Consider the following 14653-nt stretch of genomic DNA (forward strand, 5'->3'; position numbering starts at 1 on the left):
ACATGTTTCACTATATCAAAAACATCGGACAACGTTCCGTTGGTAGCAAATTCCGCAGTGCCCGGCTCTCAGCCCTGATCCTGCTGATGTTAATTACAGGGCTGTTGTCTGCCTGTGGTGCAGCATCTGAGAATACGGGAGCGGCCCAGGAGGAGCAGCCAGCAACGGAGACTTCAACCCCGGCTTCAACCGAGACGGTTGTGCAGGAAGAGCAAACAGAAGAGACGACGGGTGAACGCACCGTAAAAGATGACTTGGGACATGATGTAATTGTTCCAGCCAAGACAGAGCGGGTGTTTGCGCCATATCTGGAAGATTCCCTGTTAACCCTTGGTGTGAAGCCCGTAGCCCAATGGGCGAGTGGTACGAAAGGGCATGTCTATCTCCAGGATCAGCTCAGTGATGTGCCTACCCTTGATTTCTCCAGTGGGTTGCCTTCCCCTGAAGCGTTGATGTCGTATAATCCTGATTTTATTATCTTGCATACGGCCCAATATGCCGAGAACGGGGTATACGAGAGTTATTCCAAAATCGCACCGACTTACGTATTTACGAACGCTTCGGGTGATGTAGAGAAGTCTTTGCAGATTATTGGTGATCTATTGGGCAAAACGGCTGAAGCCGAAAAAGCCATTGAAACCTACCATGCCAAGGTTGAGTCAGCCAAAGCGGAACTGGCGAAAGTAGCCGAAGGCAAAAAAGCAGCCATTATCCGTTTTGCCCCACGTGGTATTAGTATGATGGGTGGTAACTATTTCAGCGGTTATGTCGTATATGAACAACTGGGACTAGGTAAGCCTAAATTGGTCGAGTCGGAGAACAGCGCCATTGTATCCACCGAGGTTTTACCTGAGATTGATGCCGACTTTATTTTCACCGTGGAACAAGGTCCAGGCAGCATGAAAGAAATGACCGAAACCAACGTATGGAACAGTATGCCTGCGGTAAAAGCAGGGCATGTGTACGCTGTCGAGCCAGCTCCGTGGCTGGGTGGTGGACTGATCGCATACGGTCATGTCATCGATGATACGCTCAAAGCGTTAACGCAATAATTCGAATAGTGCAGCTCCCTTTGGAGTGCCGGGAACCGGATGTTAGTCCAGCGTTTCCGGTGCACCGTGAGGGAGCTTATTTTTTAGATTAGAAGGTGAACATTATATGACAAAAATATGGAAATATGGAGATAATCAAAATGATTTCTGGATATCGTCCATGGGACAGCCGGATTCACTCTTTTATAATTGGTAATGAGAATCAATCTCATATACAGATTATTTATTTAATTAACCATAACCAATATAAGTTGAATTTATGAACTACACAGAAACGGAGAAGTCAGAAAAAACCTGAAGAAGCGAAGCGTGCGCCTAAAAGCTTTCTGAAAGAAAGCTACTCCGGAAGCATACGCTATCTCCGGATTTCTCCCTTTTAAAGGGGGATGAAGGAAATCTGGAGATAACAGCGATCGAAAGGTTATTCTGACGGCGTAGTGTATGTGTAGTTCAGTATTCAACTTATATAAGCAGAACAACGAGGAGGACCCATCCGTAATGACGTTTCAGCCCAACCCAACCGCTCCTGGCAACCTTGAGCATATCGCACGCAGTACCGTTCAGATTCCACATGCCGAACAATGGACCATGAAATCACGTTCAGGTCATCATGTCTATCAGATCATGGTATTCAAGCCTGCTGAACCTCCGCCCCCGTCCGGTTACCCGGTGATCTACCTGCTGGATGCCAATTCCGTATTCGGCACGATGGTGGAAGCCGTTCGTGTACAGGGACGCAGACCGGAGAAGACAGGAGCGGTCCCAGCGATTGTCGTAGGCATTGGGTACCCGATCGCGGGCCCCTTTTCCCCTCATCGATACTATGACTTTACTCCAAAGGCCACAACGGAATATACCGCAAAATCCGATGGTACACCTCTGCCAGAACAAGGAGGTGCTGATGAGTTCTTGCGATTTATTGAAGAAGAATTGAAGCCGGATATGGAGAAGCAGTTTCGGATTGATCGGGACAGACAGGCTATATTCGGTCATTCGCTTGGTGGTCTGTTCGTGATCCATGCGTTGTTCACGAAGCCAGAGGCTTTTCGATATTACATTGCAGGCAGTCCCTCGCTGCACTGGAACCAGAAGGTCATGCAGGCGGAGGAGCAGGAATTCGTCGCAAAGCTGGAAAAGCAACCGGTGAACGTCAAGGTGTGGATTGGTATGGGAGAACAGGAGAAGACCCACCCGGCCCGTAACAATGATAAGGCATCGAGCTTGACGGAACGTTTATCTGCATTAAAGCAGCCTGGGCTGAATATCGCCTACACCGAGTTCGAAGAAGAGAACCATGTCTCGGTATTGCCTTTTCTGATTAGTCGCACGATGCGTTTTGCCTGTAGTCCGGAGTCGTAGAAGGTATGAAATGAGGGACGTTTTGCAGGTAACAGTCATATGAATCAGGGATCAGCGAGCGTCAATAGCCGAGGGGCAGCTATTTTTGGGATTTACGGATGGATCAAACTCAACTGGATAGAACCAAGCTAACACATCGCTCCAACAGGGGGAGAAAATAGCTATAAGGCAGTAAGGGAGGTAAACGAGGTGAGCTACACAGGATTAGCTGGAAAAGTGGCCATGGTCACCGGTGCTGCGCAAGGAATCGGTGAAGCGGTGGCGAGATTGCTTGCACAGCATGGCGCTATCGTTGCTCTGGTGGATCGACAGGAGTCTTTGCTGAATCAACTGGTCACCGATCTACGGAGTCAAGGCCATCAGGCAGCAGCCCACGTTGCTGATATATCGAATCGTCAAGCGGTTGAGGATACCGTTCAACGGATCGAAGAGACCGTTGGCCCCATTGGCATTCTGGTGAATGCCGCTGGTGTACTGCACACAGGGGCAGTTAGTGAGCTGACAGATGAAGAATGGACGAGGACGTTTGACGTGAATACGCACGGTGTATTTTATATGTCGCGTGCGGTAGTGAGAAATATGGCTGAACGCCAGACGGGTGCGGTAGTTACCGTTGGTTCGAATGCTGCGGGTGTTCCGCGAATGCACATGTCTGCCTATGCGGCTTCCAAAGCAGCCTCGACCATCTTCACCAAATGTCTGGCTCTGGAATACGCGGATCGGCATATTCGCTGCAACATTGTCTCTCCAGGCTCAACGGATACGCCAATGCAGCGGGCTATGTGGCAGGATGAGCATGGTGCAGAGGCGGTCATTGCAGGCTCACCGCAAACCTTCCGTTTGGGCATTCCGCTCAACAGGATGGCATTGCCAGAGGATATCGCGGACGCGGTGGTCTACCTGGTATCGGATCAAGCCAGACATGTTACGATGCATGATCTGTGTGTGGATGGAGGCGCCACGCTTGGTGCCTGAATCAAGAGATAAGGAGATGATGAATCATGTCAAAAGCGGGTACGGTTACTGCCACTTCCGCCATACACCTTCTGGAGCAATATCGGGAGGGGACGTCCTTTTTCTGGTCTTCACCGCAACATACCTTGCTCGCGCAAGGAGAACGGATTCGTTGGTCTCCGCTACATGCGGAGCACGCAATTCTATCAGATCCCAGCGATTCTGCTGATTTTATCGAACATAAACATAAGGAAGAGATACATCTTTATATAGATGGTATTCAACAGCTTATGGACAAGGCCAAACAAGGTGGACAATCGAACCCCATGGTGGTTGGCGCCATCCCGTTTGATCCGCTAGACGAATCTGCTGAGCTATATGTACCAGAGACGGTGCAGTGGGCTGAACTTTTACCCTCGGAAACACGAGCATTAATTCAGAAGCTGTCAGCAGCCGTAGGTTGTGAGGTCGCTGAGGCACCTGCGGGGACAGTGTATGAGCAAAGTGTCGATAACGTACTGGTTGATCTGAACCAGGGGGATCTCCACAAAGTCGTGTTATCCCGTACACTTGAGGTAACATCACAGACCATCGTGGACACACATCAATTACTGCGTAATCTGTTCAGAGACAACACACATGGATATACATTCGCTGTACCAATGAAGAGCATAACTCAGTCGAAAAGTACTCTAACAACGAAGGAAAAACATCCAAAAATAGACAAACAAATTGGAAATCAAACGAGTCGCACCTTCATTGGGGCAAGTCCAGAACTATTAGTTACCCGCAAAGGATTAAAAGTACGTGCCAACCCACTGGCAGGCTCTGCTGCCCGGAGTGATGATCCAGCAGAAGATCGCCGCCGTGCAGAGGCACTGCTAGCTTCAGCCAAGGATCGGCATGAACATGCCGTAGTCATTGAGGCAGTTGCGGAGGCACTGCGCCCATTATGCCGCCAACTATCCGTTCCAGCAGAACCTTCGCTGATTCAGACGCGCACAATGTGGCATTTATCCACTGAAATCCACGGAGAACTGGCGGACGCGGCCACAACGTCACTGGAGCTGGCTTTGGCTCTTCATCCCACACCCGCCATCTGCGGAACACCTGTACAGGCTGCGCGGGTAGCGATTAAGCAACAGGAGCCGTTCGACCGGGGATTATTTACGGGAATGGTGGGCTGGTCCGACAGTGAGGGCGACGGCGAGTGGGCCGTAACAATCCGATGTGCTGAAGTGGAAGGCACAGCTGTGAAATTGTTCGCTGGAGCGGGCATTGTAGCAGGTTCTACGGCAGAAGCTGAGCTGGCAGAGACGGCTGCCAAGTTCAGAACGATGCTGCTCGCGATGGGTTTGGATTCGACGGTGTCCAGTCAGAAGGAGGAATGAGCAATGCTTTCAGGATATCAGGCTTGGCCTGAGGAAGTTGCAGAGCGTTATCGGCAGGAGGGTTGCTGGGAAGGGATTACGTTTGGGGAAATGCTTCGCCAGCGAGCTGATCTATATGGCAATCGGGTAGCCGTTATTAGCGGTGAACAACAGCTCACTTATGCAGAACTGGATGACCGGGTGGATCGATTGGCTTCCGGATTATATGCCAAAGGCATACGGCAGCATGACCGGGTTATTATTCAGTTGCCCAATATTATAGCGTTTTTTGAAGCGTGTTTTGCTTTATTCCGCATCGGTGCGCTGCCTGTATTCGCTCTTCCCTTGCATCGAAAGAGCGAAATCACATATTTCGCTCGGTTCTCCGAGGCCGTAGCATATCTGATTCCGGATCAGGATGGAGGATTTGATTATCGCACGTTGGCAGAGGAGGTACAGGCAGAGGTTCCGGGACTTCGACATATTTTCGTGGCGGGAGAGGCCGGGCCGTTTACAGCATTGGAAGATGTCTATGCAGAACCTGTCACACTGCCGGATGAACCGACGTCTTCGGATGTTGCTTTTCTACAGTTGTCGGGCGGAAGTACCGGGTTGTCCAAGATGATCCCACGTACTCATGATGACTACATTTACAGTTTACGAAGAAGCGTTGAGGTGTGTGGTCTCAGTCCCGAAAGCGTCTATCTGGCTGCACTACCTGTAGCACATAACTATCCAATGAGCTCACCTGGCATTCTGGGCACGTTGTACGCAGGTGGCACGATTGTGCTGTCACGGGGATCAAGCCCGGATGAAGCCTTTCCGCTGATTATGCGCCATCAGGTAACGATCACGGCGTTGGTGCCACCGCTGGCTCTCGTCTGGCTCAATGCAGCTGCTGCCCGAGGAACCAAGCTTCCATCGCTTCAGGTGCTTCAAGTGGGAGGAGCCAAATTCAGTGCAGAGGTGGCAGCACGTGTCAAACCGGTTCTTGGCTGTACATTACAGCAGGTGTTTGGCATGGCCGAAGGGCTGGTGAACTACACCCGCCTCGACGATTCGGAGCATGTCATTACCCATACACAAGGGAAACCGATGTCACCCTATGACGAGGTGCGGATTGTGGATGACGAAGATGTTGAGGTGGAGCAGGGACAAGCCGGACACCTGCTGACACGCGGACCTTATACCATTCGTGGTTATTACAAAGCCGAGGAGCATAACGCCAGATCGTTTACTACGGACGGTTTCTATCGCACAGGCGATATTGCGAGTCTGACAGCTGACGGATATCTCGTTGTCGAAGGACGGGCGAAGGATCAGATTAACCGTGGCGGGGATAAGGTGGCTGCCGAGGAAGTGGAAAATCATCTGCTGGCCCACCCCGGTGTGCATGATGCAGCTTTGGTCTCCATGCCCGATGAGTATCTGGGCGAGCGCTCTTGCGCCTTTATCGTGCCAAGCGGTGAAGCTCTGGCGGTGACCGAGATCAAATCTTTTCTACGCAATCGGGGCCTGGCCAGTTATAAAATCCCGGATCGGATTGAGTTGGTGGACGCTTTTCCGAAGACACAAGTGGGCAAGGTCAGCAAAAAAGCACTACGGGAGATGTTGACCATCGAGCAACCTGTATCTAAATAAGAATTTTTAATAAATAAAGCTGAAAAGAGGGATATTCATGGCACTTCCAGTGATTCAACCATATGCAATGCCTGTAGCGTCGGAGCTTCCGGTCAACAAGGTAGCCTGGACACCGGATGCGAAGCGTGCAGTACTCTTGATCCACGATATGCAGAACTATTTTATGAATGCATTTACGGCGGGAGCATCCCCGGTGGTCGAACTGATTGATCATATTGCACAACTTCGTTCAACGTGTCATGAGCTTGGGATTCCCGTGGTCTACTCGGCACAGCCGGGCGGACAGACACCGGAGCAGCGCGGATTACAGCTGGACTTCTGGGGTGCAGGGATCGATGGCGGGCCTGTGCAAAAAGAAATTGTTGAATCGCTCGCACCCGCTCCACAGGACACCTTCATGACCAAATGGCGCTACAGCGCCTTCCAGAAGACGGAATTGCTTGAACTGATGGAGCGGCAGGGCCGGGATCAATTGATTGTCTGCGGCATATATGCGCATATCGGATGTCTGATGACGTCAAGTGAGGCATTTATGCGAGATATTCAGGCGTTTCTGGTTGCCGATGCGGTTGCTGATTTTTCGGAGGAAAAACATCGCATGGCGCTGACGTACGCGGCAGAACGATGTGCGGTAACACTAACGACCGAACGTTCGATTGCGTTGCTGAATGCGTCAGCCGCAACCAGAACTGGAGGTACAGCTACATCCGAGGTGCAGCAGCAATCGGCATCCGCCGTGGAGACTGGGTATGTCGTGGAAGGACGAGAAGGCGTTGATCAAACAAGGCTGGGAGCATTACGGGCTCAGATTGCTGATCTGCTACAGGAGCAGCCCGATTCAATTGGGGAGCATGATGATCTGATTCAGAACTGGGGATTGGATTCGATTCGCATGATGAGTCTGGCTGAACGTTTTCGCGCGGAAGGCGCAGAGGTTACCTTTGTTGATCTGGCAGAGCAGCCTACATTGGCAGCTTGGGCAGGACTCCTCGATAATGCCCAACCGAAAGTACTGCCGAACGGAGATTACTTTTGAGCGGGGCGGTGCAGATGTCGCATCGTCGGAACACAGCTTGGCCTTTATCTTCTGCACAGTCCGGCATCTGGTATGCACAACAGTTGAATCCGGACAACCCGATGTATAACACGGCCGAGTATGTGGTTATTGACGGTCAGATCCATACCGGACGATTTGAAGAAAGTGTACGCCAGACCGTGATGGAGGCCGAATCGCTGAATATGATATATGGCGAAAATGAGCAAGGCCCGTGGCAGTCTCTGCGCACCAATATGAATGATTGGACATTCCATGTCATGGATGTACGTGATCAGGCTGATCCTCATACGGCTGCGCTCGACTGGATGAAGCAGGATCTGGCACGGCCTGTTGATCTGGCAATGGGTCCACTCTTCACAGAAGCTCTATTCCGGGTGAGTGAGGATCGGTATTATTGGTACCAACGCATTCACCATATTGCGATTGACGGGTATGGCGTATCCCTGATCACACGCAGGGTTGCCAGCTTATACTCTGCAAGCATTCAGGGAGAGGGCGCAGCACAGGCACAGGGTACGGCAGCATTTGGATCACTGACTTCCGTTCTCGAAGAAGATGAAGCCTACTCATCCTCCACCAACCGAGAGCAGGATCAACAGTTCTGGATCGACCGATTCGCGGACGCACCGAATGTGGTCAGTCTGGGTGAACGTGCTCCACGTACCTCAACCGAGTTCCTGCGGCAGAGTGCGGTGCTCACGCCGTTACAACGGGAGCAATTGCAAGTAGCAGCGGGTAGATTTGGTGCGACTTGGCCGGATCTATGTATAGCAGCAACAGCGATCTATGTGCACCGGATGACAGGGGCAGCTGATGTTGTTCTGGCCTTGCCCGTGATGTGCCGATTGGGTTCAGCATCGCTGCGTGTTCCAGGCATGGTCATGAATGTACTTCCGCTCCGCCTGTATCTGGATTCGCAGATGAATCTGTCTGATTTGATGGGACAGATCGTGAAGGAGATTCGGGCCGTACTCAAACACCAGCGATATCGGCATCAGGATCTAAGGCGTGATCTCAAGCTCTTGGGAGAGAATCGGCGTCTGTTTGGACCGATGATCAATGTGATGCCCTTCCATCATGAGTTGAATTTTGCGGGCGCACGCGGCATGATCCATAATCTGTCCACGGGTCCAGTGGATGATCTGTCGATTCATATTGTGGACCAGGGACATGGTCATGGACTGAGTATTGCTTTTGATGCGAACCCTTCAATCTATGTGGACTCGGAATTGCGTGATCATCAGCTTCGCTATGTGCAAATCCTGCAATGCCTGATGTCAGAAGGGACAGAAGACATATCGGTTGGACAGATAGACATCCTGCTTCCTGCCGAACGCAAACAAGTGCTGGAAGGATGGAATCAGACGCATCATGCCATCGCTGAGTGGAATTCGGCAGCGCTATTTGAACAGCAGGTTCGGCGTACACCTCTTGCAACCGCAGTGACATTCGAAGGGACATCGCTGACCTACGCAGAGCTGAACGAACGTGCGAATCAACTGGCACATGAACTGATACAGGCTTACGGAGCAGGACCGGAGCAGGTGGTTGGCATTGCGATGCCTCGTTCACTGGACGTGGTCATCGCGATTGTAGCTGCTCACAAAACAGGAGCAGCCTATCTGCCGCTTGATCCGGATTATCCCGAAGAGCGCTTGATCTACATGCTGGAGGATGCCAAGCCTGCTTGTGTGGTTACAGTAATGAACAACTTCTCTCACATTCCGCAGACGTCCAGTGTACCGATTCTGGTCATGGATGAACCGGATAGGATACAGGCAGTGAACAGTCAGTCGGGAAGCAATCCCGAAGGTGAAGATCTGTCAGGGACGGCTTCTCTGCTCAACCCTGCATATCTGATCTATACTTCCGGTTCTACCGGTAAGCCGAAGGGTGTAGCTGTAACCCATCTGGGATTAGCCAACTTGCTTGAAGATATGAAGACGAGACTACAGGTCGGTCCGCAGGATCACTGGCTGTCGGTGACCACGATTGCTTTTGACATCTCCGTACTGGAAATCTTCCTGCCACTGACGACTGGAGCAAGACTGGATATCGCGCAAAAGGACACGATTCTTGATCCGGTAGCACTGGCCGGGAAAATGAGAGAGCAAGAGACGACGATCATGCAGGCTACGCCAACGTTATGGCAGTCTCTGGTGACGAGCCGTCCGGGAAGGTTCGATGGGTTAACGGTGATTACGGGAGGAGAGGCCTTATCCGAGGAACTGAAGCTTTCGCTGGAGGCGTTGGGCTGTCTGGTCAATAATCAATACGGACCTACGGAGACAACCATCTATTCTACAGCTGCATCGCTGTGGAATGAGCACACAGGCAAACCATCCATTGGTGGTCCAGTTCGTAACACACAGCTCTATGTTCTGGATCAGAGCATGCAGCCTGTACCTCCGGGCGTAGCAGGGGAATTGTATATCGCGGGAGAGGGACTTGCACGGGGATATTTGGGCAGACCTGATCTGACCGCAGAACGTTTTGTCGCGAGTCCCTTCGGACAACCGGGCAGTCGAATGTACCGGACAGGAGACTTGGCCAAATGGTTGCCGGACGGTTCCATCGATTATTTGGGACGGGCAGATCATCAGATCAAAATTAGGGGCTTCCGCATTGAACTGGGGGAGATTGAGTCGGTCATCTCCAGATATCCGGGTGTAACACAGGTTACGGTCATGGCACGTGAAGACCAACCTGGGAACCAGCGGTTAGCGGCATATATCGTGGCTGATGCGGAAGATCATCAAGCTGACATGGATCTGGCTGATATCAGAGCACACGTAGCTGATGCGTTACCGGATTATATGGTGCCCTCTGCCTTTATGCTACTTCCGGAGATGCCGCTGACACCGAACAAAAAAATCGACCGCAAACGCCTTCCTGTGCCTGTATGGACATCTAATGCAAACGGGAGGGAGGCACGTACACCGCAGGAGGAGATCCTTTGCAGCCTGTTTGCCGAGATTCTGGGTGTAGCTCGGGTAGGTATTGACGATGATTTCTTCGAACTGGGTGGACATTCCCTGCTGGCCGGGCGAATTACAGCCCGAGTACGTGATGTATTCGGGGCAGAACTGAACATCGGCAGTGTGTTTGAATCACCGACAGCGGCAGGGCTTGCCCGGAAGCTGGATCAGGCGAAGTCCGTCAGACCCGTTATTCAGCCTGTTCTGCGTACGGGTGAGATTCCGCTTTCCTTTGCCCAGCGACGGTTATGGTTTCTCTATTGCCTGGAGGGTGCTAATCCCACCTACAATATTCCGTTGGTTGCCCGGTTGACCGGGAAGCTGGATGTGGACGCTCTCCGAAAAGCTCTGGAGGATATTGTTGCCCGTCACGAGACGCTGCGCACATTGTATCCGCCAGATCTGGGTTCGGCGAGCCAGCATATCCTCCGTGCAGCAGATGTAACAGTGAATATGAAACTCACTCGGGCTTCGGCTGAAAAGCTGCCCGAGCTGCTGGCAGAAGCGTCGCGTCACAGCTTCGAGCTTAGTACCGAGCCGGGCATACGTGCGGAATTGTTCCATACGGATGCGGACGCACATACATTGCTGGTGCTGATTCACCACATTGCAGGGGATGGTTGGTCCTTATCACGGCTTATCCGGGATTTGTCGGAGGCTTATACAGCTCGGCTGGGTGGAGCTGCCCCGGCTTGGGAGCCGCTACGCATTCAGTATGCAGATTATGCAGTGTGGCAGGAGAGCCTGCTTGGGGATGAGAAGCGGCAGGACAGTCTGATCGCGAGGCAGTTAGCGTTCTGGACTGACCGGCTCGTAGGCTTGCCAGAACAAGTCACGTTCCCGGCAGACTATGCCCGTCCAGTGGTGTCCAGTTACCGAGGCGGGACGGTGGCATTTACGATCAGTCAACGTCTGCATGAGCAGCTTGCGACAGTTGCCCGTGAGCATAAAGTCAGTCTGTTTATGCTTCTGCATTCGGCTTTATCCGTGTTGCTTACCCGAATGGGTGCAGGCACGGATATTGCGATAGGCACACCGATTGCCGGACGGAGTGACGATGCGCTGGATGATGTCGTGGGAATGTTCATCAATACGCTTGTCCTGCGTACAGACACTTCGGGTGATCCGACCTTCCGAGAGCTATTGGCTCGCGTGCGGGAAGCCGATCTTGCTGCTTATGAACATCAGGATTTACCGTTTGAACGGCTGGTCGAAGTGCTGAATCCGCCTCGATCGCGTTCCAAACATCCGCTCTTTCAGGTGATGCTGGTGCTGCAAAATACGCCAGATGTTCGTCTTGACCTGCCAGGGGTTGAAGCAGAGACTCGCATCCACAGTGTAGGTTCATCCAAATTCGACCTTACGCTTGAACTGACGGAGAAACGGGAGCAGAACGGACTTCCAGCCGGAATTGAAGGTGTACTGGAGTATAGTGCAGACCTCTACCGTGAATCGACTGCCGGAGAACTGGTGGTTCGGTTGATGCAGGTGCTTGAGGATGCTGTACAGCAGATGGACGAACGCATCAGCAGATTTGATCTGGTTACACCGTCAGAGCATGCCCAGCTTGAAAAGGAGTGGACATTTACACCGGAGGAAGGTCCGCAGCTGACCATAGCCGAGCGTTTTGAAGTGCAGGCAGCCGCTTATGCGGGTTCGGTAGCCCTCCATTGTGAGGATATCCGTGTGACTTACAGGGAGCTGAATGCACGGGCTAATCGACTGGCGAGACTATTGATCGCAGAAGGTGCTGGGCCGGAACAGATGGTGGCCCTAGCCTTACCTCGTTCGGTAGAGATGGTCGTGGCCATTCTTGCTGTACTCAAAACGGGTGCTGCCTATCTGCCACTGGACCCGCACTATCCGGCAGACCGTTTAACGCATATGCTGACGGACGCAGCGCCGAAAGTGATGATTACAAGTACAGAGGTATATGCCCTGCTACCGCAAGTTGAGAACATTAAATGTATTAATTTGGACGATCTGCATACCTTGCGGCAATTGGAATCCATGGATGAGCGAAACCCGGCAGACCATGAACGGAATGGACGGGTAACTCCGCTGAGTCCGGCTTATATGATCTATACCTCAGGTTCAACAGGGAAACCCAAAGGTGTCGTGATTCCACATGCGAATGTCATCCGGTTATTGGATGCAACGCAGCACTGGTTCCATTTTGACGAGAGCGATGTGTGGACGTTGTTCCATTCCTATGCGTTTGACTTCTCCGTGTGGGAAATCTGGGGCCCTCTGTTGTATGGAGGCAGCTTGGTTGTTGTTCCCCATGAGATTAGCCGATCACCTGGTGCGTTCCTGCAGCTGCTCGCCGAGCAAAAAGTAACCGTACTGAACCAGACGCCATCTGCGTTCTACCAACTGATGCAGGCCGACAGGGAAAATCCGGTATGGGGACAGCAGCTTGCGCTCCGCTATGTGGTCTTTGGAGGCGAGGCATTGGAGCTGGGACGGTTGGATGACTGGTATGAACGCCATGCGGATGACGCCCCAAGACTCATCAATATGTATGGTATTACGGAAACAACGGTCCATGTCAGCTACAAAGAACTTCACGCAGGCAGCGCTGCGGAGGGCGCAAGCAGCTGGATTGGATGCCCTATTCCAGATTTGCGCGTCTATGTGCTGGATGATCATCTGAAGCCTTTGCCAACAGGTGTAACTGGAGAGATGTATGTGTCGGGAGCGGGTCTGGCTCGTGGCTATTGGGGAAGGCCGGATCTCACAGCAGAGCGATTCGTCGCCGATCCATATGGTGCACCGGGTACACGAATGTACCGTACGGGAGACTTGGCAAAGCGCCTGCACGATGGTTCGCTTGATTATCTTGGACGAGCCGACCAGCAGGTGAAAATCCGCGGGTTCCGTATTGAGCTTGGCGAGATTGAGGCTGTATTGGCAAAACATTCGGGTGTGGCTCAGGCTGCTGTTATCGTTCGTGAAGACCAGCCAGGGGATAAGCGTCTTGTCGCTTATATTGTTCCTGTACCGGACAGTGAAGCAGAACTGGCAACGGCTTCGTTACGCCGACATGCGGGAGCGAGCCTGCCGGATTATATGGTTCCATCTGCGGTTGTTGTGATGGAGATCCTGCCACTTACGCCAAATGGCAAGCTGGATCGCAAGGCATTGCCTGCACCAGAGATGCAATTATCGGCTGATGGCCGAGCACCGCGCAATCCGCAGGAGCAGATTCTCTGTGATCTGTTTGCCGAAGTATTGGGATTGCGGAGTGTGAGTATTGATGACAGCTTCTTCGAACTTGGCGGTCATTCGCTGCTTGCGGTGCGCCTGATGAGTCGAATTCGTGAAGCGATGGGCAAGGAGCCGGGTATTGGCATTTTGTTCGAAACGGCCACAGTGGCTGGACTGGCCGAGCGATTGGAGATGGGTGCAGATTCTGGGAAAAGCTCATTGCAAGTGTTGTTACCGCTCCGGACGCATGGACAGCATCTGCCTGTATTCTGTGTGCATCCGGCAGGAGGACTTAGTTGGTGTTATGCAGGGTTGATGCAACACCTGGGCATGGAGTATCCGCTGTACGGATTGCAGGCGAGGGGCATCGCGGAGTACGAGGTACTTCCTTCGACACTGGAGGATATGACGGCAGATTACATCCGTCACATCCGGTCTGTGCAGCCCGAAGGCCCGTATCGTTTGCTCGGCTGGTCACTGGGCGGCAACGTGGCTCAGGCGATGGCCGTGCAGCTTCAGTCCGAAGGAGAAGAAGTAGAGTTTCTCGCTATGCTGGATGCATATCCGAGTCATTATTTGCCTATTCGCGGCGAACCGGATGAGGAAGAGGCGTTAACGGCATTGCTTGCACTCGGTGGATATGATCCGGACAGTATTGGGGATGGGCCGCTGGATATGGCAACAGCGATGCGTATCCTTCGTAGTGAAGGCAGTGCGTTGGCCAGTTTGGATGAAGAGACGATCATGAAGCTGCGGAAAACCTATGAAAATTCCGTCCGGATCTTGGGGGCGTACACGCCATCCCGATTCGAAGGTGACCTGATCTTCTTCCGATCCACCATTATTCCCGACTGGTTCGATCCGATCGAACCGGAGATGTGGAATGCATTCATCGGAGGGCAATTGGAACGTCATGATATTGCTTGTCGTCACAAAGACCTCTGTCAGCCGGGTCCATTGGAGGAAATCTGCCGTACCCTGTCCGTCCGGCTGGAGATGCTGAACAAGAAGCGTAACATTCAACACAAATAG

At 52.3% G+C, this 14653-nt stretch carries 7 protein-coding genes; all 7 read left to right on the forward strand.

Annotated elements, in window-relative coordinates; all coding sequences use genetic code 11:
• The first annotated feature begins 2 nt into the window (after positions 1 to 2).
• On the forward strand, positions 3 to 1052 hold the full coding sequence (locus PAHA3_RS21110; protein ID WP_153028270.1) for an ABC transporter substrate-binding protein: 1050 nt from the start codon (positions 3 to 5) through the stop codon (positions 1050 to 1052).
• A gap of 498 nt (positions 1053 to 1550) precedes the next feature.
• On the forward strand, positions 1551 to 2411 hold the full coding sequence (locus tag PAHA3_RS21115) for an alpha/beta hydrolase (protein ID WP_062836665.1): 861 nt from the start codon (positions 1551 to 1553) through the stop codon (positions 2409 to 2411).
• A gap of 189 nt (positions 2412 to 2600) precedes the next feature.
• Complete coding sequence (locus tag PAHA3_RS21120) at positions 2601 to 3386, forward strand: 2,3-dihydro-2,3-dihydroxybenzoate dehydrogenase (protein ID WP_082762935.1); 786 nt, start codon at positions 2601 to 2603, stop codon at positions 3384 to 3386.
• 26 nt (positions 3387 to 3412) lie between these two features.
• Positions 3413 to 4756 (forward strand): isochorismate synthase DhbC, encoded by a 1344-nt coding sequence (gene dhbC / locus PAHA3_RS21125; RefSeq protein ID WP_062836666.1) that lies wholly within the window; start codon positions 3413 to 3415, stop codon positions 4754 to 4756.
• A 3-nt stretch (positions 4757 to 4759) separates the two neighbouring features.
• Entirely contained in the window at positions 4760 to 6376 is a 1617-nt protein-coding gene (locus tag PAHA3_RS21130; RefSeq protein ID WP_062836667.1) for a (2,3-dihydroxybenzoyl)adenylate synthase, read from the forward strand.
• 37 nt (positions 6377 to 6413) lie between these two features.
• On the forward strand, positions 6414 to 7412 hold the full coding sequence (locus PAHA3_RS21135) for an isochorismatase family protein (RefSeq protein ID WP_062836668.1): 999 nt from the start codon (positions 6414 to 6416) through the stop codon (positions 7410 to 7412).
• A gap of 14 nt (positions 7413 to 7426) precedes the next feature.
• Complete coding sequence (locus PAHA3_RS21140) at positions 7427 to 14653, forward strand: amino acid adenylation domain-containing protein (protein WP_062837090.1); 7227 nt, start codon at positions 7427 to 7429, stop codon at positions 14651 to 14653.

The sequence above is a fragment of the Paenibacillus amylolyticus genome (assembly GCF_001570725.1).
In the GTDB taxonomy this organism is placed as follows: Bacteria; Bacillota; Bacilli; order Paenibacillales; family Paenibacillaceae; genus Paenibacillus; species Paenibacillus amylolyticus_A.

Bases quoted from the DNA above. Each gene is read 5' to 3' on its own strand.
- PAHA3_RS21135 (WP_062836668.1), top strand. From the start codon at position 6,414: ATGGCACTTCCAGTGATTCAACCATATGCAATGCCTGTAGCGTCGGAG.
- dhbC (WP_062836666.1), top strand. From the start codon at position 3,413: ATGTCAAAAGCGGGTACGGTTACTGCCACTTCCGCCATACACCTTCTG.
- PAHA3_RS21140 (WP_062837090.1), top strand. From the start codon at position 7,427: ATGTCGCATCGTCGGAACACAGCTTGGCCTTTATCTTCTGCACAGTCC.
- PAHA3_RS21115 (WP_062836665.1), top strand. From the start codon at position 1,551: ATGACGTTTCAGCCCAACCCAACCGCTCCTGGCAACCTTGAGCATATC.
- PAHA3_RS21110 (WP_153028270.1), top strand. From the start codon at position 3: ATGTTTCACTATATCAAAAACATCGGACAACGTTCCGTTGGTAGCAAA.
- PAHA3_RS21130 (WP_062836667.1), top strand. From the start codon at position 4,760: ATGCTTTCAGGATATCAGGCTTGGCCTGAGGAAGTTGCAGAGCGTTAT.